The 23,506-nt window shown below is 35.7% G+C and carries 26 protein-coding genes; 10 read left to right on the forward strand and 16 right to left on the reverse strand.

Annotated features, from left to right (window positions below):
• Positions 1–136 precede the first annotated feature (136 nt).
• Both L3V46_RS10530 and L3V46_RS10535 read left to right on the forward strand, forming a co-directional pair.
• Entirely contained in the window at positions 137–1,000 is an 864-nt protein-coding gene (locus L3V46_RS10530) for a DMT family transporter (RefSeq protein WP_034610565.1), read from the forward strand.
• A 158-nt stretch (positions 1,001–1,158) separates the two neighbouring features.
• The gene (locus tag L3V46_RS10535) at positions 1,159–1,650 is read left to right on the forward strand and encodes a pyridoxamine 5'-phosphate oxidase (RefSeq protein WP_034610562.1); all 492 of its coding nucleotides are present in this window, start codon (positions 1,159–1,161) and stop codon (positions 1,648–1,650) included.
• A gap of 6 nt (positions 1,651–1,656) precedes the next feature.
• On the opposite strand, the gene L3V46_RS10540 is transcribed toward L3V46_RS10535, so the two are convergent.
• Positions 1,657–2,247: a uracil-DNA glycosylase family protein gene (locus L3V46_RS10540; protein ID WP_056511095.1), complete on the reverse strand. Its 591-nt coding sequence runs from the start codon at positions 2,245–2,247 to the stop codon at positions 1,657–1,659.
• 324 nt (positions 2,248–2,571) lie between these two features.
• Between L3V46_RS10540 and L3V46_RS10545 the strand changes: the two genes are divergently transcribed.
• Entirely contained in the window at positions 2,572–3,213 is a 642-nt protein-coding gene (locus L3V46_RS10545) for a hypothetical protein (protein WP_239045655.1), read from the forward strand.
• 142 nt (positions 3,214–3,355) lie between these two features.
• Here the strand turns inward: L3V46_RS10545 and L3V46_RS10550 are convergent, their stop codons facing one another.
• Positions 3,356–4,105 (reverse strand): 3-oxoacyl-ACP reductase family protein, encoded by a 750-nt coding sequence (locus L3V46_RS10550; protein WP_239045656.1) that lies wholly within the window; start codon positions 4,103–4,105, stop codon positions 3,356–3,358.
• Positions 4,106–4,211: 106 nt separating this feature from the next.
• On the opposite strand from L3V46_RS10550, the gene L3V46_RS10555 reads away from it, so the two are divergent.
• The 3 genes from L3V46_RS10555 (at position 4,212) to L3V46_RS10565 (ending at position 7,097) form a co-directional block, all read left to right on the forward strand.
• Entirely contained in the window at positions 4,212–5,171 is a 960-nt protein-coding gene (locus L3V46_RS10555; protein ID WP_239045657.1) for a LysR family transcriptional regulator, read from the forward strand.
• 139 nt (positions 5,172–5,310) lie between these two features.
• The gene (locus tag L3V46_RS10560) at positions 5,311–5,685 is read left to right on the forward strand and encodes a nuclear transport factor 2 family protein (protein WP_239045658.1); all 375 of its coding nucleotides are present in this window, start codon (positions 5,311–5,313) and stop codon (positions 5,683–5,685) included.
• 176 nt (positions 5,686–5,861) lie between these two features.
• Positions 5,862–7,097, forward strand: a complete 1,236-nt coding sequence (locus tag L3V46_RS10565; protein WP_239045659.1) for a Bcr/CflA family multidrug efflux MFS transporter — start codon at positions 5,862–5,864, stop codon at positions 7,095–7,097.
• 236 nt (positions 7,098–7,333) lie between these two features.
• Here the strand turns inward: L3V46_RS10565 and L3V46_RS10570 are convergent, their stop codons facing one another.
• The 5 genes from L3V46_RS10570 to L3V46_RS10590 form a co-directional block, all read right to left on the reverse strand.
• Positions 7,334–7,687: a hypothetical protein gene (locus tag L3V46_RS10570; RefSeq protein ID WP_224965464.1), complete on the reverse strand. Its 354-nt coding sequence runs from the start codon at positions 7,685–7,687 to the stop codon at positions 7,334–7,336.
• A gap of 139 nt (positions 7,688–7,826) precedes the next feature.
• Entirely contained in the window at positions 7,827–8,465 is a 639-nt protein-coding gene (locus tag L3V46_RS10575) for a hypothetical protein (RefSeq protein ID WP_239045660.1), read from the reverse strand.
• 261 nt (positions 8,466–8,726) lie between these two features.
• Positions 8,727–9,023 carry a hypothetical protein gene (locus tag L3V46_RS10580; RefSeq protein WP_239045661.1) on the reverse strand — a complete coding sequence of 99 codons (297 nt, stop codon included), beginning with the start codon at positions 9,021–9,023 and terminating at the stop codon, positions 8,727–8,729.
• A gap of 67 nt (positions 9,024–9,090) precedes the next feature.
• A protein-coding gene (locus tag L3V46_RS10585; protein ID WP_223235881.1) for an IS3 family transposase occupies positions 9,091–10,223 on the reverse strand; the annotation gives its coding sequence in 2 pieces (ribosomal slippage) (positions 9,091–9,971 and positions 9,971–10,223; 1,134 coding nt in all).
• Between the two features lie 49 nt (positions 10,224–10,272).
• Positions 10,273–10,713 (reverse strand): hypothetical protein, encoded by a 441-nt coding sequence (locus tag L3V46_RS10590; protein ID WP_239045662.1) that lies wholly within the window; start codon positions 10,711–10,713, stop codon positions 10,273–10,275.
• A gap of 526 nt (positions 10,714–11,239) precedes the next feature.
• Between L3V46_RS10590 and L3V46_RS10595 the strand changes: the two genes are divergently transcribed.
• The gene (locus L3V46_RS10595; protein ID WP_004821472.1) at positions 11,240–11,599 is read left to right on the forward strand and encodes a hypothetical protein; all 360 of its coding nucleotides are present in this window, start codon (positions 11,240–11,242) and stop codon (positions 11,597–11,599) included.
• A gap of 128 nt (positions 11,600–11,727) precedes the next feature.
• Here the strand turns inward: L3V46_RS10595 and L3V46_RS10600 are convergent, their stop codons facing one another.
• From L3V46_RS10600 to L3V46_RS10625, 6 genes are all read right to left on the reverse strand, one after another.
• Positions 11,728–12,441 (reverse strand): SGNH/GDSL hydrolase family protein, encoded by a 714-nt coding sequence (locus L3V46_RS10600; protein ID WP_239045663.1) that lies wholly within the window; start codon positions 12,439–12,441, stop codon positions 11,728–11,730.
• Positions 12,442–12,558: 117 nt separating this feature from the next.
• Complete coding sequence (locus tag L3V46_RS10605) at positions 12,559–12,831, reverse strand: hypothetical protein (protein ID WP_239045664.1); 273 nt, start codon at positions 12,829–12,831, stop codon at positions 12,559–12,561.
• 101 nt (positions 12,832–12,932) lie between these two features.
• Entirely contained in the window at positions 12,933–13,676 is a 744-nt protein-coding gene (locus L3V46_RS10610; RefSeq protein WP_004720558.1) for an SDR family oxidoreductase, read from the reverse strand.
• 43 nt (positions 13,677–13,719) lie between these two features.
• Positions 13,720–14,418, reverse strand: coding sequence for a histidine phosphatase family protein (locus L3V46_RS10615; RefSeq protein ID WP_151802968.1), 699 nt, complete (start codon positions 14,416–14,418; stop codon positions 13,720–13,722).
• Positions 14,415–15,536: a phosphotransferase family protein gene (locus L3V46_RS10620; RefSeq protein WP_239045665.1), complete on the reverse strand. Its 1,122-nt coding sequence runs from the start codon at positions 15,534–15,536 to the stop codon at positions 14,415–14,417. The genes L3V46_RS10615 and L3V46_RS10620 overlap by 4 nt, the downstream gene beginning before the upstream one ends.
• Before the next feature lie 133 nt (positions 15,537–15,669).
• Entirely contained in the window at positions 15,670–16,908 is a 1,239-nt protein-coding gene (locus L3V46_RS10625; protein WP_239045666.1) for an acyl-CoA dehydrogenase family protein, read from the reverse strand.
• Positions 16,909–17,014: 106 nt separating this feature from the next.
• On the opposite strand from L3V46_RS10625, the gene L3V46_RS10630 reads away from it, so the two are divergent.
• The 3 genes from L3V46_RS10630 (at position 17,015) to L3V46_RS10640 (ending at position 19,744) form a co-directional block, all read left to right on the forward strand.
• Entirely contained in the window at positions 17,015–17,932 is a 918-nt protein-coding gene (locus tag L3V46_RS10630; RefSeq protein WP_034610471.1) for a LysR family transcriptional regulator, read from the forward strand.
• A gap of 218 nt (positions 17,933–18,150) precedes the next feature.
• The gene (locus tag L3V46_RS10635; RefSeq protein ID WP_051065603.1) at positions 18,151–18,492 is read left to right on the forward strand and encodes a helix-turn-helix transcriptional regulator; all 342 of its coding nucleotides are present in this window, start codon (positions 18,151–18,153) and stop codon (positions 18,490–18,492) included.
• A gap of 13 nt (positions 18,493–18,505) precedes the next feature.
• Complete coding sequence (locus L3V46_RS10640; protein WP_004821454.1) at positions 18,506–19,744, forward strand: HipA domain-containing protein; 1,239 nt, start codon at positions 18,506–18,508, stop codon at positions 19,742–19,744.
• 340 nt (positions 19,745–20,084) lie between these two features.
• Here L3V46_RS10640 and L3V46_RS10645 read toward each other — a convergent pair whose 3' ends face one another.
• Genes L3V46_RS10645 through L3V46_RS10655 form a run of 3 tightly spaced genes read right to left on the reverse strand, consistent with a single transcriptional unit; the run spans position 20,085 to position 23,502 of the window.
• Positions 20,085–20,978: a hypothetical protein gene (locus L3V46_RS10645; RefSeq protein WP_004821452.1), complete on the reverse strand. Its 894-nt coding sequence runs from the start codon at positions 20,976–20,978 to the stop codon at positions 20,085–20,087.
• Complete coding sequence (locus L3V46_RS10650; RefSeq protein ID WP_171066906.1) at positions 20,975–22,045, reverse strand: GNAT family N-acetyltransferase; 1,071 nt, start codon at positions 22,043–22,045, stop codon at positions 20,975–20,977. Before L3V46_RS10650 ends, L3V46_RS10645 begins: the two co-directional genes overlap by 4 nt.
• A 23-nt stretch (positions 22,046–22,068) precedes the next feature.
• Positions 22,069–23,502 carry an aminotransferase class III-fold pyridoxal phosphate-dependent enzyme gene (locus L3V46_RS10655; RefSeq protein WP_239045667.1) on the reverse strand — a complete coding sequence of 478 codons (1,434 nt, stop codon included), beginning with the start codon at positions 23,500–23,502 and terminating at the stop codon, positions 22,069–22,071.
• Positions 23,503–23,506 lie beyond the last annotated feature (4 nt).

A 23,506-nucleotide genomic window follows, 5' to 3' on the forward strand; every position in this document is an offset into this window, starting at 1 on the left:
TGAGGAAACTCGTTAGATTGATTAGAATTGTACTGGTAAAAATAGCATAACAGTTATTTAAAATTGTACTGTAGTGTACATATATATTTCCAGTAAATAGCGCTTAAATCATCATAAATTGACTGAGTAATTGATGATGGATAAAACAAATATTGGCTGGCTAAATGGTTTTATTGGTGTCGCGATTTTTGCTGGCTCTTTGCCTGCAACCCGTATTGCCGTCATGGGGTTTAGTCCAGAATTTTTAACCACAGCTCGGGCAGCCATTGCAGGAAGTATTGCTTTAATCTGCCTGTTTATTTTACAACAATCAAAGCCTTCTTTTGCCCAATTTAAATCATTGGTTATTGTGGCTTTAGGTGTGGTGATTGGTTTTCCATTATTTACGGCCTTAGCTTTACAAACAGTATCCTCAGCACATGCTATTGTCTTTGTTGGTCTCTTGCCTTTATCGACTGCAATTTTTGCAGTTTTACGCGGGGGTGAAAAACCTGCTACACAATTTTGGTTATTTGCCTTAATTGGCAGCGCCATTGTGGTTGGATTTATGTTTTATGAAAACCGTAATTTAAGTTTTAGTGTGGGTGATCTCTATATGCTTGCATCAATTGTTGTCTGTGGACTGGGTTATGCTGAAGGTGGAAAGCTTTCAAGAGAACTGGGTGGATGGCAAGTGATTTGTTGGGCTTTGGTGGTTGCATTACCCTTGATGCTCATCTCAAGTCTATATTACCTACCATCAAGCTTTGCAAATATTCATTGGCCTGAAACAATTGGTTTAATCTATGTATCACTGTTTAGTATGTTGATCGGTTTTATTTTTTGGTACAAAGGTCTAGCGTTGGGCGGAATTGCCAAAGTTGGACAAATTCAATTGGTACAACCGTTTATTGGTTTAATGCTTTCAGCAGTTCTATTGGGTGAGCATGTAAGTTTTGCAATGATTGTTGTTTGCTTTGCAGTCGTGATCTGTGTTGCTCTGGCAAAACGATTTGCATAGAAAATGCAAAAGCTTAAGCATTTATTGACTATATGTGTATATCGATTTAATCAAGTACAATGGGATAAATGCCTAAGCTAAAACAAAAACTGTCAATTACAGATATGGTTTATTTTGCTAATTTTATTCAACATGTTGACGCTTTAAGGAGAAAAAACATGATTGATTCTCAAAATTGGCAACAAATAATAAAAACCATTTCAACTGCTCAACGTGCCTCTATGCATTGTTCGATTGCAACTGTCGATCAATTGGGGCAACCTAATATAACGCCTATAGGAACCGTATTCTTAAAAAATAATCAAACTGGATTTTTCTTTGATACTTATAGTGAATCATTTAAAGAAAACATTCCTAACAATAGCAAAGCATGTTTACAAGCAGTGAATAGTAAGCGTTTTTTCTGGTTGAAATCGATGATTTTAGGTAAATTTTCAGATTTCCCCGGTGTTCGTTTAAATATCGAAATTGGTGAACTACGTATCGCCACTGCTGAAGAATTAGCAATGATTGAACAGCGTATCAAACCGCTCTCATGGACTAAAGGGAGCCAATTGATTTGGTCTAGTTTTACCCATGTTCGAGATTTTAACGTGACTGGTTTTAAATGGGTTCAATACCCAACCATGATGCCAAATTATGAGTTTTAAGCTTACTTAAAGTAAGCCTATTTCTTTAAATAAGTTCTTATATGCCTCTGCCTTCTTATCCAGTGCTAATGGATACGCTCTTGATGAAGAAGGCATCCGATATAAACATATCTCTCGTTCAGCAAATATAGCTTGTGAGGATTGCCCTATCTGTGGCTTTTCAGTTTCTTCAGGCATAGATAACATCAGGGTATCTGTTGCCTTATCTCCAGTGGTCATGATGCTGTTACATTCAGGAATTTGCGCTAAAAGCTGTGATAGGTCTGTGGGGGTTTTAATCTGTAGGAATTTATCTGAGGCATTCCCTTTTAAGCGAATAACTTGATACGCCGTATCAAAAATTGCGATACCTTTTTCGATTAAGAATTCGCGAATATGTTGTTCCTTAAAATTTTTATTAGGTAAATCTAAAAAGTGATCTTTATTATCAAAGAAAATAAGCCCAAAAATTCGCCACATATCATTTTGATAATTCGGATAATAAAAATCCATCTTCCATCTGCTTTGAGGCGGTGGAAAGCTACCAAGCATCAATAGCTTGGCATTTGTAGGAAGAAATGGTTTGAGTGGGTGGGTTTCTATTTCGATATCAGTCATTTATAAATAAGAAATAATTTAAGAATTATGCTGTTATCTTAACATTTTTACTTGCTAAGCGTGGTTTGTCATTTTTATCTTTTACTTAATTTTTAACTTTCACAATAAATTCAGAAATTTTTAGTTTTGTGGCACACGTCTATCCATTTTTTGAAAAATATGTGTAGACTTTGGAACTTACATTCAAGCACAAACATGTTATGAGTAAATAAAGAAATTTGAGCAAACTGAATCTCAGACTGTGATAGCGATGCTAAAGCATGTGGTTGCTTATCGGATATAAATGGCAGGCATTGCCCTAAAAATCAATAATAAGGAAAGAAAATGAAGTTTAATTTCTCATTGGATACAGCAATCATTATTTCACTGATTGCCATTTTTCTATTTGTATCTGGCCAAGCTTATTTAGGCGGTTTTTTACGCCCTTTCTATGTTGATCCTATAGTCTTAAACTTTAGCGTTCAAGACAAAATCTATTGGGGATTTCTTAAAGCATTAAACCCTTTAATAACTATTTTCCTAATTGGCATAACTCTTTATGTTTTGAAATACATCTATGTCTCACTCGAGTTAGATCAAAAGATTGTTGATTTCTTAAGACGTAAAATCAAATTTCGATTAAAACATCAAGTTAAACCACATAATTCAAGCCAGACTGATAAATTGGAGAAAAATTATACAACTTTTACTATCTATGTATCTTTAATCATAGGTTGTTCATTCATGTTGTTCACATCTATTCTTGACACACAAGAAAAAGGTAAAAAAAATGGTTCAGAAGTACTTTCCAATATTAAAGAATTACCTTTAATAAAAATTACTGGCAATGAAAATAATCTTAAACAGTACCGTATTTTATGTGGTTCTGCCCTTTGTGCTGTAATAGATGAAAAGAAAAATGTCTCTTTAGTTGAGCCGAAAAACATTTTGTATTTGAGTTCGAATTTTGATGTGAAAACAAGCTAAGCAGCAATCTATTGAAACAGTATGATTTTTGAATTGTTTTAACCCTCTATAAATAGAGGGTTTTTTCCATAGATTTGGAATAGAAAATTTCAATTCATTTTCTGGGGGCTGAACATATAAATTTGATTTTGATCCAAAGGAATTAAGCAATAAAACCGCCATCGACACTTAATTCAGCACCGCTAATATAGCTCGCCTGTTCACTCGCTAAAAATAAAACAGAATTCGCAATATCAATGCCCTCGCCATATCGACCTACTGGGATATTAGGCAGTAATAGGCTTGCTATTGGTCCATCTATAGGGTTCATATCAGTATTGGTTGGACCAGGGTGAATGGTATTAATTGTAATACCTTTAACGCCAAGCTCCCTAACTAATCCTCGTGAAAATCCTGTGATTGCACCTTTTGTAAGAATATAAATTGATGCTCCACTAAAACCAGAATAATTGACCATCGTACTGCCTATATTTATTATTCTTCCGCCTTTACCCATGTGTTTTAAACTTTCACGTGTGGCCAAAAATACCCCCATAATATTAACAGCCACCAATCGCTCGAAAGCACTGATTGATACTGACTCTAGACTGCCTAAATGACTTATTCCAGCATTGTTGATTAATATATCGATTTTATGGAATTTTTTAGCAACATCTTCTATCGCTTTGATTAGCATTTCAGGATTTCCTGAATCTGCCTTTATCGCTATGACTTGCCCACCATGAAACTCGATTTCTTTAATCAATTCTTCAGCTTTGATTTGCGAAGAATGATACGTAAAAGCAACTATAGCGCCATGGGCGGCTAACGTCTTGACAATTTCAGCACCAATACTTCGCGACCCACCGGTAACTAACGCAACTTTTCCAACCAACGATAATTTGTTTAACATTTCACATTACTCTTTCATTAAAGTCTCTCGACTATAAAATCAGTACTCATTGTGAAGTAGAGTGCTTTTGCTATAATCTTTTTCAAGTAAAAATTGAAAATAGAATATGGAAACGCTGTCTAATCTCGAATCATTTATAAAAAGTGCAGAATATGGAAGTTTTTCAGCCGCAGCACGACATTTAAGCCTAACACCTGCCGCAGTGTCTCGAAATGTAGCGCAGTTAGAGCAAAATTTAGGTGTTCGGCTTTTTCATCGAAGTACCAGAAATCTTAAATTGACGGAAGATGGTGAACACTTTTTTATCAGTATTCGAGACAGTTTAAATAGTATTCAGACAACTATTTCAGAATTTAATGTTGATTCGAGCAAGCCAAAAGGCATTCTAAAAGTCAGTTTAAGTGCTGGATTTGGGGTGGAATATATCCTGCCATTTATGCCTGAATTTATCAGCAACTATCCAGATATCAAACTTGAGTGGCACTTATCTAATAGACAGGTCAACTTAATAACAGATAATTTTGATGTGGCAATTGGAAGTGGGATTAAATTAGGTCAAGGCATTATTATCAGACCACTATCCCCACTGCACATGATTATTGTTGCCTCACCTGATTATTTAAAACATAAAACACGACCCAATCATCCAGCGCAAATTTCCGATTGGGATGGGATTGTCATGAAATCTCCTCAAACCGGTAAGTTACATGAATATCAATTTACAGGTCCAAATGAACAAGAGTTTTACTTAAATTTAAATGAAAAACTTATCGCAGATGATCCAAGTGCATTACATCAAGGCGCCGCTTTAGGATTAGGTGTTGCTGCGATCTCCACTGCTCATGCAAGAAAATATATAGAAGATGGAACTTTAATTAGAATCCTACCTGAATGGTATGCAGATTTAGGAAATACCAATCTTTATTTTTCTAGCAAAAAGCACATGCCCGCAAAAACTAGATGTTTTATTGATTTTATCGCGCTTAAATTTGAACAGCTAAAATTGAACCAACAACTATCCGCTTTGAATATGGGAAAAAACATCACACTTTCAATTAAAAATTAGTTTTATTGGTGGATTTTCAACAAATCGGAATAACTGTTTCAACTGTTCTGTAGCTACAAGGGACGCTTCAATACAACAATAATGTATTGATCAGTCGTTAGATACGGCCCCTATCTATAGCAATGTTGGAGATCTATTTATGAATACTACGAATATACAAAATACTGAAAATCGTGAAATAACAGAAACTTTAGCTGTTTTAGAAAGGCATTTAAATGCTTTCCGCTTAGGTGATGTGGACTTAACAGTGCAAGACTATGCATCTGATGCCATCATTATCAATGGAACCGATACGGTAATACGTGGTACCGATCAGATTCGAGAAACATTTATAAACGTATATCGGGATTTTTTCCCTGAAGGTACACGTGAAATTAGCATAGAAGAAAAAACAGTCTATGGTGAAGTCGCCTATATTCGCTGGTCAGCGCCTAATGCAAAAATGGCTACGGATACGCTGATTGTGAAAAACAATAAAATCGTGGTGCAAACCTTTGCTTGTCATTTCGGTTAACGAATATCAGAAATAAATACGTGTCAGCTGAATTTAAATTAGCCAATACATTCTATCTAGACATTCCCAAAATGGATGAAATGCTTCTTATTTTAAGCAATGAGCACAATGCATAAATCTGAGTGACGCTGTTTTTTTTCATCCATTCTGCGGAAGATCATCATTTAGGTAAGATTATGCCTCGATCACCCCATATACAGAAATCCAATGATACCCCCTCTGAAACAAAACCTTATACCCTAGCATGGATCAGTATTTTAAGCTTTTTAACCTTGCTCGGCCCTATGTCAATAGATATGTATTTACCTGCATTTCCTGAAATTGCAGTAGAATTTGGAGTGACAACTAGTGTTGTGTCATCATCATTGCCCGCATATTTTTTAGGTTTAGTCATTGGTCAACTTGTTTATGGCCCGATTAGTGATCGATTTGGGCGTAAACCACCGCTATATTTTGGATTAACTTTATTTGTGATCGCATCTGTTTTGTGTATTTTTACCACACAAATAGATCAATTGTTAATGACAAGAGTATTACAAGCTTTAGGTGGTTGCGTTGGAATGGCGATGGTCCGTGCAGCGATTCGTGATCGATTAACACCTAAACAGTCTGCAAGAGCTTTATCCAGCATGATGCTCATGATGGGGCTGGCACCAATTCTTGCACCGATATTGGGTGGATGGCTTTTAGTCAATTGGGGATGGCAAAGTATTTTCATTTTCCTTGCCTGTTTCGGTGTCATCAATCTTGTTCTTGTGCATTTTTATTTTGAAGAAACACTGAATCACCATAAAAGAAAATCTCTTCATGTCGGCGATATTTTTATCAATTATTTCCATGTTTGTCGGGACAAAAGTTTTTTAACCCCTACACTTATAGGTAGTTTGTCTTATGCAGCATTCTTTTCTTATATTGCCGCTGCACCAGCGATTTTCATTGATCAATTTCAGATAAAACCTGAAAATTTTGGTTATTATTTCAGTATAAATGCCGCTGGTTTGATTATTTTCTCGCAAATCAATCTTCGTCTGATTGGTCGATTTAGCCTTATAAGAATCTTATTACTTGGTATTCTGATTCAAGTGATGAGTGCGATTTGGCTATTTATCTCGCCTCGATATGATTTGGTCAATCTATCCTCAACCATGCTCGGATTGTTTGGTCTTGTCGCAGGTCTTGGATTGGTAAGTGCAAACAGTAATGCATTGGCATTATCTCAACAAGGTCAACGTGCAGGTACTGCAAGCGCACTTCAAGGTGCTATTCAATTCTTAATTTGCTTAATTGTAGTGCCAATCAGTCATAGCTTTAATTTTAATCCACTTATGAATCTATCAATGATTATTATGGTTTGTACAATGCTGGCATTAATTCTCACAATTATATATCTGAAAAAGTTCCATACCATTTAAGACATCTCTACTGATATTGTGTAGGTTGGTATAAACAGGAAATACAAACCTCAAACGCTCAAAATCAATACAGAAAATGAGCGTTTGTAAATTTGTATTATCTTTTAAAAATAATTACTTGGGCCTGTAAATTACTTTTCTATTTTAGGGAAACTGATAGATCTTTTAAAATGTTCATTATCTGAGTGCAATTGATAAACAAGCCTGCTGGATCAGCTCTATTACTGAAATAACGATTAAGTATAAAAACATTTGCAACTTGTAAAATTTCCTTTTTGATCAACATAAACATGGCAAGTTCTTTCATGAATACCATTGTTATATAGACGAACCGTTAAATGTAAATGCTCGTCAGTATTAGATGTGTGCGGGCCTGCCACAACCATTGCTCCGGAACGATCTCCCTTTTTCATTGCATAATTTTGCACAGTAGGGCAAGAATTAACCACACTAGAGGCTGTTCTTTTTGACATAGGAATTGTACTTACAGCATTCCAATTTGATGAAAAATCCAAATATGCTGAGAATACTGCAGAGCTCGAAAATATTGTGATAAGTACTATAGCTTTTTTAATATATGATTTTAACATTCTACATTCCTCATATTATTAATATTAAACTTCTTGCATTAGTTAAAAATTAAAATAGTAATTATCTATAAGTTTTTATTAAGCTTAAGGACTACTAAAATCAAATTTAAGCAAGAAGTCTATTAGTGTTATTAAAAAATTATGACAATGGAATTATTTCACCTTCGGCTGGTGCTGTATCTGAGCCTTTTCCTGCTGTTCCTTTATCCGCAAGAAATCTAAATTCTGCTGTCCCTTTTTCGGTCTGTATAGTTCCCCCAATAGTATATAGCTGTAGATCACCACTAACGGAATAATCATTTTGACTATTATCAATCTCAAACTTTAATTTTACACTCGATTGACTCTTAGCTATTTCAAACATTTTATTAATAATGGTTGTAATCTGTTCTTCATTTAATCCACTTTTCTGCATATTTTCAGTTGTTTTATCATAAGAGGCTGATGCACCAGCACTCCAAAATGACCAAATACTGAGATTGGCACTTGCATGTGTTTTTTCATACTCTTTAAATTCTTTTTGAGTTGATGCATTTACCATACTTAGAACCAAATCATTTAATTTTTTTACATCTTCAGATGTAATAGCCATAACTTTTATTTTTGCCTCTAATGTGCCTTTTGTATGTGCAGAAACTGTATAGCTTAAACCTGTAAAAGATCCTGTACCTTGAGCCTTAACACTAAAGCCAGTAGATGTCGATGGAGTATCTGTTGCAGTTGCTGTTAATACAGACCCTTCAGGAAACGTAATGGTAATTTGTGATTCATTTGACATTTTAACCTTCCATTTTTCGAAAATAAAAAATTAATATATCTAGAATAATAATAGATAAATATACCTAGAATTGGGTATATAGTATAAGAGTCAACATTAAAATAATCCATCACTTGAAGATTTTAATATTTAAGATGAGTTAAATTATCTATCTTGATATAGATATTAAATCAAAGCACCCTTTGAATGAAGCTAAAAGGATCCAACTTGTTAAGGGTGCAATTCATTTAAGTATTTTAAATACAACTTACACAATAAAACTCAGTAGCCATTCGCGCTTAACTTAACTCTAAAAGGCTCTGTTTGATTTTTCATCATTTCCTTCATCTCTGCTGTGATCTCAACACCCATCTCTTCAAGCATTAACAAACCAAATTCTGAAGTGCTCTCAGCAAAATTTTTGTTATCTATTAACATTTGAGCAAGCTTTACATTTTTAGGAAAATCAGGGAAAAACTCATTAAAGTCTTTTTTATCTTCAATTCCAAAATAGATAAATCTTCGCCATTCATTAGTTTGAATGTCGCGTACAAAAATAACGTCCGCCTCAGTCAGCATAGGCTTAGAGGTGGTCCCACATGTTTGAACAACTAAAAGCTTATTTATAAGTGATACTCTGCTCTAGTTAAGCTACCTTATTTTGTTGTGGTAGCTGGTCATAGTAAAACTCATCTGGAGTCATTTTGTCCAGACTCGAATGAGGTCGTTTCAAATTATAAAATTCAAAATATGCGTTTAATTGCTTCTTCGCATCCAAAACATTGCTGTAGGCTTTGAGATACACCTCTTCATATTTAACGCTCCGCCATAATCGTTCAACCATCACATTATCAACCCATCGACCTTTACCATCCATACTGATTTGAATGCCATTTGATTTCAATACATCAATAAATGCATCACTGGTAAACTGACTGCCTTGGTCTGTATTAAATATTTCAGGTCGACCATATTTTTCAATAGCTTCATTTAATGTTTCTATGCAAAATGTAACCTCCATACTAATCGATACTCTATGCGCAAGTACCTTGCGGCTATGCCAATCAATCACAGCACATAAATAAACAAAGCCTTTTGCCATAGGGATATACGTTATATCCGTAGACCACACTTGATTACTGCGCTGAATAGCCAATCCTTTGAGCAGATATGGATATTTGCGGTGAGCTTGATTAGCCTGGCTTAAATTTGGTTTGCAATATAACGCATTAATGCCCATTTTCTTCATTAAAGTACGTGTATGACGTCGTCCTATATGATGTCCTTGACGATTCAACAAATCACGCATCATACGGCTACCTGCAAAAGGGTATTGCATATGTAACTCATCCATACACCGCATCAGCTTCAGATCTGATGCACTCACAGGTTTTGGGCGATAGTAATAACAACCACGGGAGACTTTCAGCAGCTGAGCTTGCTTAGATACTGAAATCTGAAGTGAGTCATCGATTAACTTTTGTGGTTGAAGCGGCCCAGTTTCTTCAACACACCTTCTAAAAAATCAATTTCTAATGCCTGCTCACCGATTTTTGCATGTAGTTTTTTTAGATCGATGGGTGGTTCTGTTGGAGCTTTTGATTGATCGAAAGCTTGCGAGGAAGCTGAAATCAGTTGATTTTTCCAGTCGATAATTTGGTTTTGATGAACATCAAATTCAGCACTCAATTCAGCAAGTGTTTTTTCTGCTTTAATCGCAGCAAGTGCTACCTTAGCTTTAAAATCATTTGAATGATTTCTTCTTGGTCTACGTGCCATAAAATACTCCATATATTGATGTTTATAACATCATTTGGGGAGCAAAATATCACTTATAAGTGTTGTTCAAATTTCCTGATCCACCTCTCTTTTTGAAAAATTCATCTTGTAATCGCATAGGAACAACACAAATTTCACCTACACTAGAGATATAATTTAACTTTGGTTTTAAAAAGGAAGAATCTATACTTTTATAAGAACCATCTTTAGCTAAATCTTGCTGTAATTTAATGTCTTTTCTGTACTCAGCATCACTGATCCAGTCAGCTGAAGAAAAGGTTTGTCCTTGATGCTTAGGTTTAAGTTTACGGTCATATTCAATCTGATCATAAAATTTTAGAACATCATCAAGTGAACCATTTTTTAGTATTTCGACTTCCTTGTCAGCTTGCTTATTAAAAATCTCATAGCTTTTTTCACACTGTAAGTTCTCTGCAAAGGAGAAACTTGATGCTAAGGTTGTTAAAGCAATAATGAATATTTTTTTCATGAAATACCCTCTTAATATTTTGAGGATAAGATACTCAGGTTGAGATCAGAAATAAACCTTACAAAAAATTTATTTAACACAACACGTTAGCTGATTTTTTCAACTTGACCACTAAGCTATTATTTTTAAATAAATTTCAACAACATTCCGACAAAACTATTTTGCATCAAATCTCTTTATGACGGGTCAACTCTTTATTGCTGCTGTGATTACTGGCTTTAAAAAATTACTAGAAATTTCATATAGAACAAAGCTTTAATCAATATTCTTAGTTCTAATAAAAGTCGTTGCGTCAATTTGCCCCCGTATAAAAAATACAAAACTTGGCGATGTGCTGTTTTTAATCGGAAAGTTCAAATAAAATCATTAAATATCTTGAATTTGTAACAATTTCAAGATATGGTAATAAAAATCATTGCATATCTCGGTAATATATTTGATAGTTAAGGTTCTTTAAGATTTATCTAAATATTAACTGACTTTATACAACCGAAAACTTTTTCTTAACATTAAAAATCAATTCGTTATGAACATTAAACTTTTTACAGCATTATTCTTGATCATTGCCCTGTCTGCTTGCAATAAAGAGCCTGAGCAGCATGCAACTGCGCAAACAGATCGACCAACCCTCACTGCACAATTTGAACAATCAGATGAAATGATTAGTAAATATCTTGATCAACTTGATGATCCAAATACGACATTGGATGATAAGACCAGAATCGTATGTCAAGATTATCCTAAAGAATACAAATCGAATTACATGCCAAATTTACTTAAATTAAATCCAGAGAACTATACTGAAACTAAATTACTTTCAGACTTAGATATTGCTTTAAACTATTACAAAGAAAAAGAAAATATTCAGTGTAAAGATACAAAATAGTGATTTTAGTTAATTAATTTTTTTCTAGCGAAATCAATAAAGCAATATTTTATGAATGGCGTTGATACTTTTTTGAATCGTGCTTTTAGGCTTTTATTATAGTCAAAGATAGAGATTTGAACGTTGTATTAGCTAAATTTGCTAAAAATACACTGTGAAATTTGTTTTGCCCAAATTTGATAAATTTCCTGACTCGGATGAAAACCATCACGTGCCATTTGTAAATTTAAAGTTTTAAAATGGGCTAAATCAAAACGAATCAATTGATAATTGATTTTATTTTCGATGAATTGGGCTAACTTGTGATTCATTGCACTCGAATACTGTCCAAACAGCCATCCCAGTGGATTTGGTAATGCTGGAAACAGATTCATTGGGGGAACACCCGTGACTAAAATCATCTTTGGTAAAAACTTAGCTTCAATTTCTGTATAAAGTTTCTTTTGTTGCTGAATCCATTTTTGTGGTGAAATGAGTTTTGTGACATCGTTTACTCCCACCGATGTAATCACAACATCAAACTGTTGATTGTCTAATTGCTTGGTTCTTTGCAAAATTTCTAAAGTGCTATCTCCTGTTTTCGCTTCTAATTGATAAGTGACTTCAAAATTAGAGGCTAATTCATCGAGTACACATCCCAATAAGGCTTCACGTTGATCTTCAACTCCTACACCTGCTGCAGCAGAGTCACCCAAAATTAAAATAGATAGCGCTTTTCCTTGTCCTATAACACCTTTTCGCAATCCTTGAGGTTCAGGTAATCGAAGTGTATTTTTCTTGACGCGATAACCTTGAAGAATTAACGCTGGAACAAGAACAATAGTAGAAATTTTTAAAAGCATATTTGGGTACCAATTGAACAAAGCTATCTCAAAATCAGTCAGAGTCGGATATAGCTTGTCGCAATATTAAAATCATAAAGTTCAATGTCGATTTTACTTAATTGTATGGCCAAGTTGCTATTGGGCTAAATCAACAAAATTTAAGGCAAAAGCAAATATAAATGTACCAATAAACTCAAAAACTAAAACCGCATACTTTCTACTTTTGCTCATCAAATAGGCATTATAGGTCCCGATTAAAATGATACCAAGATACATTAACTTTTGAATATCATCCATTTGCATCAGGCATTGTTGAATTTCACAGTGCTTTTCAAAAAAGAAGAGATACAAGATACGCGCAAGAAAAACTAAAAAGCTGGTCAGGAAAAAACCCAATACGATAAACATATTAAAATTCTCATTATTTTTTATCCAGTTAGATTTTAAAGCTTTATCTATGCAATGCAATAAAAAAGACCCTTGCAGGGTCTTTTAAAACTGAATAAAGCTCAACCAAGTTTATTCACAATTTTTAATGGCAATATTTTCATGGCTAGGCCTATCGGTAACCAAGGCCATTGGGGTACATAAGCTTTAACAGGTTGTTTTTCAATTGCTTTAACCAATAAATGAGAACCTGTTTCAACATCGACCTCAAACGGTAGTTTTTTTGCCCCTTCATTAATTTCAGTACGAATATAACCAGGGAAAATCGTAGAAACTTTAATTTTCGTGTCAATTAACTCAGCACGTATCCCTTCCGCTAAAGCAGCTACACCAGCTTTACTTGCGCCATATGCGGTCAAGTGTTTAGGCATACCACGAAGTGCACTCATAGAAGAAATCACAACCAGATGACCAAACTTTTGCTCACGGAATATTTCAACAGCAGCTTCACACTGTGCCAATGCAGAAATAAAATTGGTTTCTACAGTTGCACGGTTAATCTCAAATTTACCATTGCCAATTCGACGACCATCACCAACACCTGCATTGACGATAATACGATCGAGCTTACCAAAGTCTTGCTTAAATGCTCGAAAGACTTGAAATACTTGCTCATAGTTGGTCACATCTAAAGTTTTGGCAATCACTTTGATACCATATTTAGACTCCAACTCTTGTTTTAAGCTTTCTAAACGCTCTAAACGACGCGCACAGACGGCTAAGTTATAACCTTTTTGCGCAAATTCTCGTGCCATTCCTGCACCAATTCCAGAACTTGCGCCTGTGATTAAAATGGTTTTTGCCATGACAAATTCCTTAAACTGTTTTTATATTTCTAAAAGTGCGACTTTAAATCCACGTCAATAGTTGCGGATCTTCAGCCTTAATAAAATGATGTTCATTCAAACTCAATAGTTGTGGTTCATTTCCCACCAGTCGTAATGTGGTTAAACTGGTATTGGCAATTGCCCAATTCAATGCAAAGGTTTTATTGGCGCTTAACTCCAAAAGTTTTCCTGCAACAACTGAAATAACACCGCCAGAAGTAAATACGATTGCATAGCGAGGTTTGGTTTTTACCAGCTCATCACATAAATTCTGTAAAGCCGTTTCTACACGGTTTTTAAAATCTGGCCAAGATTCGTCATACTCATGGTGATATTCACCACCAGTCCAACGGTCAATTGCCCCTTCAAAAATTTTTGCCAAGTAAGCACGTGGACTTTTTTCTTTGGCAACATCCTGTTTAAGTAGATGCGGTTGATTAAAACGCGGATCATATTGAGCAAAAACTTGTTGATGGTTAAATTCATTCCAATGATGGTCAGTCACAATTTGAGCATCAGAAAAACTTTCAGCCAAAGCAAAACTTGCTGTTTGCTGATGGCGTAACATTGAACCTGCAACCACATAAGGCTCTTCTTTCAAAATTTTATCGAGATATTGACCCAATAGTTTGGCTTGTAACTCGCCATTGGGTGAAAGCTTGTCATAACTCTCTGCACCAAATGACGCTTGTCCATGACGTACGAGGTAGATTGTGGTCATTTTCCTAAAATTTCCTTAAATTTTTCAAGATATTTCTGTGCAACTTCATTGGCTTCAATTTTTTGTATACCGATGAGCTTTAAGGCACGAATATGTAAGGCATGAATCACAATCCAAAAATCTTTAAAAGCAGGATTATCTGTTTGTTTATGATAGTAACGATAATAAATTTGCTGTGCGATTACAGCTAAACGGAAAATACCAAATACTTCGTAGAATGCCCAATTATCTGGTTTTAATCCAGTTTTTTCTAAATAATATTCAACCACTTCTTTACGGGTAAACATCCCTTTTAAATGTGTAGGCTGGCGACGGGTTGATTTAAAAATTTGGTTGTCTGTATCTTCCACCCAATAGGCCAAAGCAGAACCTAAATCCATGAGAGGATCACCAATGGTTGCCATTTCCCAATCCAATACACCAATCACTTGGGTTGGGTTTTTAGGGTCAAGAATAACATTATCAAAACGCCAATCATTGTGAATCAAACACGTGTTTGAGTCAGCAGGAATATTTTCATTAAGCCATTTACGTACAAATTTAAAACTCGGCACATTGATGGTGTGCGCCTTTTCATAACGTGCATCCCAACCTTCAACCTGACGACGACAATACCCATCACCTTTTCCAAGTTTTTCGAGTTCGGTGCCTTGATATGGAACTTGATGTAATTCAATCAGCTTGTCTAAGACATTAATACACAATTCATGCACTTGCTGTTGAGTAAAATTCAGTTCAGGGGGCAGTTTGGCACGCGGAATAATACCTTCAATGCGTTTCATCACATAGAAGTCACAACCGATTACAGATTCATCCTGACACAGCGCAACCATTTCAGGAAGAACTGGGTAGTATGGTGCAAGCCATTTTTGTACATGATATTCACGCGCCATATCATGTGCAGATTTCGCCTTTGTCCCTTTGGGTGGACGACGTAAAATTAAATCAGCATTGTCATATTTTAAACGATAGGTCCAGTTTGAAGCTCCGCCAGAATATTGAGTCACTTCTACATTGCCTGAAATTTCAGATCCATTTTCAATGAGCCAATTTCCGACAGCACGAATGTCCAGCTCCTCTCCTTCACGTATACTTCCACCAATATCAATGACTGACATATTATTTCCCTGAATCTTATGTTTTAAACCATACATCTATAAAGAATGATACTTTTAACTAAAAACTTCACTTGCTCACTACTTTATATATAACACCTCTAACATAAAGCAGTTATTTTTTATCAGCAAATTGTTATTTTTTTCGCGAGCCATAACCTCGTTTTTTTAATTCTAATTTTGCAATCATCCCTTTATGCACTTCATCTGGGCCATCCGCTAAACGTAAACTGCGGGCTTGAGCAAAGAATCCTGTTAAAGGTGTATCTCGTGATACGCCCATGCCACCATGAATTTGAATGGCCATATCAACTACTTTTTCAAGGACTGAAGGTGCAACGACTTTAATGGCTGAAATCTCGGTAAGCGCAGCCATAGTCCCTTGAGTATCCATTTTATACGCCGCATACAGGGTTAACAGTCGTGCCTGATCAATCGCAACACGAGCATCTGCCACACGTTCTAAATTCCCACCTAATTTAAGCACTTCTTTACCAAAAGCAGTTCGACTCATTCCTCGATCAATCATTAATTCTAATGCTTTTTCAGCAGCACCAATGCATCGCATACAATGATGAATACGACCCGGACCTAGACGCCCTTGTGCAATTTCAAACCCTTGTCCAGCACCACCAATAAAATTACTTACAGGTACACGAACTTGATTAAAACTAATTTCGCCGTGCCCATGTGGCGCATCATAATCACCAAACACGGGTAACATACGTTCAATGGTCACACCTTGAGTATCCACAGGCACTAAAACCATGGAATGTTGATGATGACGATCTTTGCTTTCATCAGGTGTATGCGCCATAAAGATAATAATTTTCGCATTTGGATCTCCCAAACCTGAAGACCACCATTTACGACCATTCAATACAATTTCATCACCATCTACCACTGCAGTCGCCTGCATATTGGTTGCGTCCGATGAAGCAACTGCTGGCTCAGTCATACAGAATACTGAACGGATTTTTCCTTCTAATAACGGCTTAAGCCATTGTTGTTTTTGTTGATCTGAACCATAACGCCATAGCACTTCCATATTGCCACTATCTGGAGCATTACAATTAAATACTGTGGGTGCGATTAAACTACGGCCTGAGAGTTCTGCAATATGGGCATATTCCTGTACAGATAAACCTGCACCCAATACTAGGTCTGGTAGAAACATGTTCCAAAGTCCAGCAGCTTTTGCTTTATTTTTCAGGACTTCAAGTTGTGCTGGCCATTGCCATTTTGTCCAATCACCGCCTTGATTCAGATGATGGACTTCATTCCAAAAATCAGCTTCTACAGGTTCAATTTCATTTTTAATAAAGGCTTTGGTACGTTCTACAAATTCTTGCGCACGTGCTGAAAGTTCAAACATGCTTATCTTCCTGTAAATATATGGATAAATATTTGAATAGTGACTCTTTACTTTACCTTAGCTGAAAACCTATTATGAACCAAATGATTTAATTCAATACCTTACTATGAATATGATTCATAATAAAACCAATCTTGATATGTCGATTTTCAATCATATTGATATTAATTTATACCCACTTTTTATCACCATTTATGAGCAAAGAAATATTTCAAAAGCGGCAAGGATTTTATGCATTACTCAGTCTGCTGCGAGTCATGCTTTACAAAGACTTAGGCAGCATTTGCAAGATGATTTATTTGTTCGCGCTGGGAGTAAAATGCTGCCGACACCTTTTGCTGAACAGATTTATCCATCTGTACAAAATGCTTTATTTGCTTTTCAAAATATCTCCAAACAAAAACAACAGTTTGATCCCAGTTCAGTACAAACCTTACGCATTGCAATACATGATGAAATTGAACCGATTATTTTTCCCAAATTGATTCACCATTTCCAAAAATTGAATTTAACCATTCAGTTTCTAAGTACCAAGCTTGACCGCAAGAATGTAATTGCTGATTTAGCTGCTCAACAAGTCGATTTTGTCATTGATCTAGAACAAAATTATGGTGATAAAATTAATTATCAAAATTTGGTTCAAGATCATTTTGTGATTTGTTCTCAGCATATAAATATCAATTCTGAACTGTATTTTGCATCACCTCATATCGGTGTTTCTTCACGCCGTACTGGTTTGCTTTTAGAGGACATATATTTAAATCAAGCGCAATTTCGTCGTCAGATTTTTATGCGTTGTCAGCATTATTCAACTGCCCTGCAAGTTTTAGCACAATATCCTGATGCGATGTTAACCATTCCAAAGCAAATACTGGCACATTTACAGGTAGATCAAAGTATTAATATTTTTGAGCATCCTATTGATCTACCTGTATTAAATATGGGAATTTATTGGCACGGTGTGCTAAATGAAAATTCTAGGCACATTTATTTAAGAGAAGAAATTTCTAAAATTTTTGCTTAGGCTATTTTATAAACGATTGGATTTAGCATGCGGTTAAGCCGCTTACGTACGATCATCCCTATTCTTAATGATTTTCTTCATTCTAGTAGGTGAAATTAAGCCACTTATCTATTCCATTCGACATTTCATACATTGAACTCAAATTATAAAAATAAGACATAAAATCCATGTTAACCATGATAATATACATTTTATGTCATGTTTTGGATAATGTTGCGATGAGAACTTCGGCGCATAATTTTATGCTTGATGGTGTGGAAGACATGTTGACTCAAATTGGGACGAATATCAAAAAAGCCCGACTTCGACGTAATATGACCATTCATGATTTGGCCAATCGCATTCATGTAGATAACCGAACGATCTCACGTATGGAAAAAGGTGATCCAAGTACCAGCCTAAAAAATGTGATTTCAGTTTTAGTGATCTTTGGCCTTGAACATACCCTAGGCTCACTCGCGAATCCTGAGTTGGATGAAGTTGGCTTGGCACTCGAAAATCGTAATAGTTCAGTACGTGCAAGATTAAAAAAACAGTCTGTGATTAGTGATGATTTCTGATAGGTAAATGAACATGGATGAAGTTAAAGGATGTTATGTTTTCATAGATACAGGCTCCCAGCCAACAATTGCTGCACACTATTCTTATGAAAAACCGATTTATCGCTTTCTTTATGGTCAATCATACTTACAACGTGCAGATGCCTTCCCTTTAGATCCACTTAATCTAAGCTTTCAGTCTTATAACAAACCATATGAAACTATTTCTAAAGATGGTTTTGGTGTACTTGCAGATGCAACACCAGACAATTGGGGTAAACGCTTAACCAATGCCTTACACCGTAGAACACCATTAAATCAATTGGAATGGTTACTCGCTTCACAAGGAAATTCAGTCGGCTGTATTGTTGGAAGCTTGTCTAAATCGCATATAAAAAACAATTCAAATATCATTCAATATGCAGAATTAGAAACTTTCATACAAATTACTGAACTCATCGAAAAAAAACGAGATCCGTTTGAGATGAAACTTGAGCAACTTGAATTAAACAAGCTGTTATATAACGGGGCTTCAATGGGCGGAGCCAGACCCAAAACCCTTGTGATGTATAAAAATAAAGAATGGATTGCCAAATTTAATAAAAGTGATGATTTGTTTGATACCTGTAAAGTCGAATATGCTTCGCTGAATATGGCACGAGATATGGGGCTCAATACATGTAATGCCGAACTAACAGAATGTGCCGGTCGCCCTATTCTCTTAGTTGAACGCTTTGATCGAAACTGCCCTGAACGTAAAAAGCACTATATAAGTGCCAATAGTTTGCTCAATATTCAGAAAATTCGTATAGGAGATCCTAAAATGTCCTATATGAGTATTGCCAAAGTCTGTAGTCAGATTTGTTTTGATGCTATCAGTAATCAAAAAGAACTCTATAAGCGGATGGTGCTGAATGTCATGATTAGCAATACTGACGATCATTTAAAAAATCATGGTTTTTTGATGTATGACATGAAAAAACAACATTATGCTTTAAGCCCGCTTTTTGATGTTTTACCTCATGGTATGCCAAGCTCATTTCCAAATGAACATGCTCTGGTTTTAGGCAATGATGGACGGTTTGGAAGCTATGACAACCTTATCAGTCGTAGCAATGCCTTTGGACTCAACCTAGATCAAGCCAGAGATTGTATTAAGGATGTCCGTGATGTTCTCGAAAATAGAGAAAAATACCTGTTAGATGCAGGTCTTAAACCCACAGAAATTCGTCAATTAGAACCCTATTTCTATTTAGATATCCTCAAAAACTAAAGTTCAACAATGCCAGCCATTTATATATTATGGATAATGAAAACATTGATCAGAATGAATCGGTATTTAACCATTCATCTTGGCAAGAAAATGATCTAAACATGACATAAAATCCAGTTTAAATTAGATAAAGTACTTTTTATGTCTTTATAAATGAGAAAATCCAATTGCATTTATATAATTTTGCTTAGGCTATTTTATTGTTTTACAATGATCTTAGTCCTACTTTTTTACGATAATAAGCTCAAACATCAGAAAAAACTCTTGCTGCGGTATACATGATCAAGATCGTAAATCAAAAATAATTGTTGTTATAACATGAGACCGAATACGATCTGTTTTATTCATCTATTTTCCAGGCGTGATGAATACTGTTAAGCAATCTTTGATTTAATGCTTGCTGATGTATTTGCCATTGAGCAATTTCGATTTGGGTCGGCTCTTGTTGCCCATCGGATTCACTTAAAAACCTTTTCAATCGACTTTGATAATGAAAAGCTGAGACATCCCCAGTAATATCGGCTCCGATTAGACGCGCTGAACAAGTTTGAATTAGATCCTGCAAATGTTTTTCTAAAAAATGCCCTTGATCCCAATTGGTCATCACCACATCTTTAGACAACACATCCTTATCTATAGATAAATATATAGGTAGATCAATTTTTTGTATTTCATTAAAAAAATCTGACATTAATTGGTCTGGCTCATCATAACCATGCCATGCATGTTGTGCGCCAATCCATTGGGTCCAATTCGCCTTTTGTTGAATACTCCAATAATGCAATTTGCCCTTATATAAAGGAGACCAATGGTTTTCCCATGCATGTTTTAAGCTAATATCACTTGAGCTGATGCCGATCACATCGATCCGGGCAACCTGTGGCAATTGACTGGCCCAATACACCCATGAACCGCAGTGTATTCCAAACGGATAACGCATATTGTCAGGGTGATTGTCACAAACAATTAAATGAACAGGTTCATTGTTTGTTATCCGTTTTAAAAGCAGCTGGGTTATATGATGATAATCACCACTTCCCATAAATACACAACCCAATTGATCTGATGGAGGTAATTGCTCGGCTAGATAATCTTCAAGTTGCTGAAATTTTTTCCAATGACATCCAAAACGGATTTGTTCTTGCCAACTGGCAAGATCGATGTTTTGCGCAGCATTCGAAATCTCGACTGAACCATCAAAATTGAGAACAACATGTTGCCTAATGCTATTCATGATTTTGACTCCTGCATACTTTCATGCCAATGTGCATCTGCTTCAAACAAATGGCGTAGTCGTCTGAGTACAAATCTTAATATAGGTTGTTTAATCCAGACTAAATGCCGTGTAAAAGTAAACTTAGCACCCAACTGAGCCTTTACTTCAGGGTCTGTCCAACCAGCAATGTAAAATTTTAAATGATGTTGTTTGGCATAATCCAGATTGATGAACCAACTGATAAAATAAAGATTATATTCAATGGCTAAGGGATAATTTAAACCAATATATTTATCAACAAGATTACCTTGGTACACAAAACAAATGTTATATCCCACTAAAATTTGCGCTTTCCAATACAAAAAAACTTTGCCACCATTTTCAGCATCTTGCAAAATTTCATCAAAGAACTCAGCAGTGAGTAAGTCAAAGTGAACCTCACTTTGATTGTAAACATTTAAAAATAACTGATATAACTGCGCTCGAAATGCGTGCTGTGCAAATTGTTGCGCACCTGTATCGAGTATCTCAACCCGTAAATCGTCTAAGCTTTTCAACTTGCGTTTCAAATTTTTACGGCGGCTTTTTGAAAATTTTGCTAAATAATCTTCTCGATTTTCAAAATCAATTGGCACATAAGCCAAAGCTTGCCCTTCTATCGCCAGAAAACCGGCACGCTCTGCAACTTCAATAAATTGCTGACTATAGAGATTCTCTCGCGCAGTTAATAAAGGCGAATTTATTGGTAAATCTTTAATAATCGTTAAACTTTGCTGGCCTATACGTTGCTTGAGTTGTTGCAGCAAATCACTGACCGGTAAACTACTGATAAGTGGGCTATATTCGGTTACGGTCGTTCCAATAAAACATGTTTTTAAATGCAAAAACCGCCCCCAATATGAATAACCTAATGTAGATTCAATGCGTTTTTTTACAGGAAGATCTAAAGTCGTGAGTAGATTAAAATCTGTTGTAAAAAAAGTTAAAAAATCGCTTGAATCATTTACATCAAACATTTTAGGTGGATGCTGAATAAAAGCATCTACCAGTGAATGTGGTTCCAATTGATTGAGATCGGTTTGCATTGTCATAAATTCAACCTACTGAATCACAGCTCTTTTTTAGCACGTAGTAATAACTGCTCTAATAAAACCATTGCTTGATCAATTTCAGCACGTGAGATTTCCAAGTTTGGTGCAAATGTAATCACATTTTTGTAATAGCCGCCCACATCTAAGACTAGACCACTTTTTTCACCTTGATACTCCAAAGTACCTGAAAGACCAATATCTACCATTTTGTCCAATAATGCTTTATTTGGAGTAAAGCCATCCACTTGACATATTTCTGCACGTAAAGCTAAGCCTAACCCATCAACATCACCAATTTCAGGATGGCGTTTCTGTAGATCTTTTAAGCCTTCAAGGAAATATGCACCACTTTCCATAATTTGTTTTTCATAATCTTTCTCGGCCAGCATTTTCATGACTTCAAGCCCCACTGCCGTACCCAATGGATTTGATGCAAAAGTCGAGTGCGTTGATCCAACAGGGAAAACTTCAGGATTAATGATTTCTTCTTTCGCCCAAACGCCTGCAAGCGGATTTAAACCATTGGTCAGAGCTTTACCAAATACCAATACATCTGGGGTAATACCGAAATGTTCAAATGACCACAATTTACCAGTACGATAAAAGCCCATTTGGATTTCATCAACAACCAATAAAATTCCATGTTCATCTAAAACTTTTTTTAACTCTGGATAAAAATTCATAGGTGGAATGACATAACCACCTGTTCCTTGAATCGTTTCAATATAGAAAGCGGCAAATTCACTTTCGCGAACTTTAGGATCCCAAACACCATGATATTCATTTTCAAATAAGCGTTTAAACTCAGCCACAAGTTTTACTGCATACTCTTCAGCTGTCATCCCTTTAGGACGTCTAAAAGGATATGGGAAAGGGATAAATTGAGCACGTTCACCAAAATGACCATAACGACGGCGATAGCGATAGCTTGAGGTAATTGAAGAAGCCCCTAAAGTTCGACCATGATAGCCGCCTTCAAAAGCAAACATACGGCTTTTACCATGACAGAAATTTCGCACCAATTTCAATGAATCTTCGATCGCTTGTGATCCACCAACATTATAGTGAATACGTCCCTTTACGCCGGTCTTTTTCAACATATCTTCGGCAATGACTTTGCTCAATTCAATTTTAGTTGGGTGTAAATATTGGCTGGCAATTTGAGGTAAGGTATGAATTTGATTAATTAATGCTTGGTCTAGGCGTGGGTTTTTATAACCAAAATTAACTGCTGAATACCACATTTGAAGATCAAGAAATGGCGTGCCTTGGTCATTGTAAACATAGCTACCTCGACAATCTGTAAAAATATTAGGCGGATTGACATAATGCACGGTATCGCCATACGAACAATATTTGGCTTCATCCGCCAAGAGTTGTGCTTCATCTAATGGTTCACGTTTTGTCATGGCCTGACCTTCTGCAAAAAGATGGTTTTCTTTGATATTCATGTTG

Source organism: Acinetobacter sp. AG3, assembly GCF_022343575.1.
Lineage (GTDB): Bacteria > Pseudomonadota > Gammaproteobacteria > Pseudomonadales > Moraxellaceae > Acinetobacter > Acinetobacter guillouiae.

Excerpts from the sequence above, each read along its gene's own strand:
- L3V46_RS10570 (WP_224965464.1), bottom strand. The coding sequence starts at position 7,687 with ATGTTAAAATCATATATTAAAAAAGCTATAGTACTTATCACAATATTT.
- L3V46_RS10535 (WP_034610562.1), top strand. The coding sequence starts at position 1,159 with ATGATTGATTCTCAAAATTGGCAACAAATAATAAAAACCATTTCAACT.
- L3V46_RS10555 (WP_239045657.1), top strand. The coding sequence starts at position 4,212 with ATGGAAACGCTGTCTAATCTCGAATCATTTATAAAAAGTGCAGAATAT.
- L3V46_RS10565 (WP_239045659.1), top strand. The coding sequence starts at position 5,862 with ATGCCTCGATCACCCCATATACAGAAATCCAATGATACCCCCTCTGAA.
- L3V46_RS10600 (WP_239045663.1), bottom strand. The coding sequence starts at position 12,441 with ATGCTTTTAAAAATTTCTACTATTGTTCTTGTTCCAGCGTTAATTCTT.
- L3V46_RS10590 (WP_239045662.1), bottom strand. The coding sequence starts at position 10,713 with ATGAAAAAAATATTCATTATTGCTTTAACAACCTTAGCATCAAGTTTC.
- L3V46_RS10610 (WP_004720558.1), bottom strand. The coding sequence starts at position 13,676 with ATGGCAAAAACCATTTTAATCACAGGCGCAAGTTCTGGAATTGGTGCA.
- L3V46_RS10640 (WP_004821454.1), top strand. The coding sequence starts at position 18,506 with ATGGATGAAGTTAAAGGATGTTATGTTTTCATAGATACAGGCTCCCAG.
- L3V46_RS10545 (WP_239045655.1), top strand. The coding sequence starts at position 2,572 with ATGAAGTTTAATTTCTCATTGGATACAGCAATCATTATTTCACTGATT.
- L3V46_RS10540 (WP_056511095.1), bottom strand. The coding sequence starts at position 2,247 with ATGACTGATATCGAAATAGAAACCCACCCACTCAAACCATTTCTTCCT.
- L3V46_RS10530 (WP_034610565.1), top strand. The coding sequence starts at position 137 with ATGGATAAAACAAATATTGGCTGGCTAAATGGTTTTATTGGTGTCGCG.
- L3V46_RS10650 (WP_171066906.1), bottom strand. The coding sequence starts at position 22,045 with ATGCAAACCGATCTCAATCAATTGGAACCACATTCACTGGTAGATGCT.
- L3V46_RS10630 (WP_034610471.1), top strand. The coding sequence starts at position 17,015 with ATGAATATGATTCATAATAAAACCAATCTTGATATGTCGATTTTCAAT.
- L3V46_RS10560 (WP_239045658.1), top strand. The coding sequence starts at position 5,311 with ATGAATACTACGAATATACAAAATACTGAAAATCGTGAAATAACAGAA.
- L3V46_RS10580 (WP_239045661.1), bottom strand. The coding sequence starts at position 9,023 with ATGCTGACTGAGGCGGACGTTATTTTTGTACGCGACATTCAAACTAAT.
- L3V46_RS10550 (WP_239045656.1), bottom strand. The coding sequence starts at position 4,105 with ATGTTAAACAAATTATCGTTGGTTGGAAAAGTTGCGTTAGTTACCGGT.
- L3V46_RS10620 (WP_239045665.1), bottom strand. The coding sequence starts at position 15,536 with ATGTCAGTCATTGATATTGGTGGAAGTATACGTGAAGGAGAGGAGCTG.
- L3V46_RS10615 (WP_151802968.1), bottom strand. The coding sequence starts at position 14,418 with ATGACCACAATCTACCTCGTACGTCATGGACAAGCGTCATTTGGTGCA.
- L3V46_RS10605 (WP_239045664.1), bottom strand. The coding sequence starts at position 12,831 with ATGTTTATCGTATTGGGTTTTTTCCTGACCAGCTTTTTAGTTTTTCTT.
- L3V46_RS10625 (WP_239045666.1), bottom strand. The coding sequence starts at position 16,908 with ATGTTTGAACTTTCAGCACGTGCGCAAGAATTTGTAGAACGTACCAAA.
- L3V46_RS10595 (WP_004821472.1), top strand. The coding sequence starts at position 11,240 with ATGAACATTAAACTTTTTACAGCATTATTCTTGATCATTGCCCTGTCT.
- L3V46_RS10635 (WP_051065603.1), top strand. The coding sequence starts at position 18,151 with ATGAGAACTTCGGCGCATAATTTTATGCTTGATGGTGTGGAAGACATG.
- L3V46_RS10645 (WP_004821452.1), bottom strand. The coding sequence starts at position 20,978 with ATGAATAGCATTAGGCAACATGTTGTTCTCAATTTTGATGGTTCAGTC.
- L3V46_RS10655 (WP_239045667.1), bottom strand. The coding sequence starts at position 23,502 with ATGAATATCAAAGAAAACCATCTTTTTGCAGAAGGTCAGGCCATGACA.
- L3V46_RS10575 (WP_239045660.1), bottom strand. The coding sequence starts at position 8,465 with ATGTCAAATGAATCACAAATTACCATTACGTTTCCTGAAGGGTCTGTA.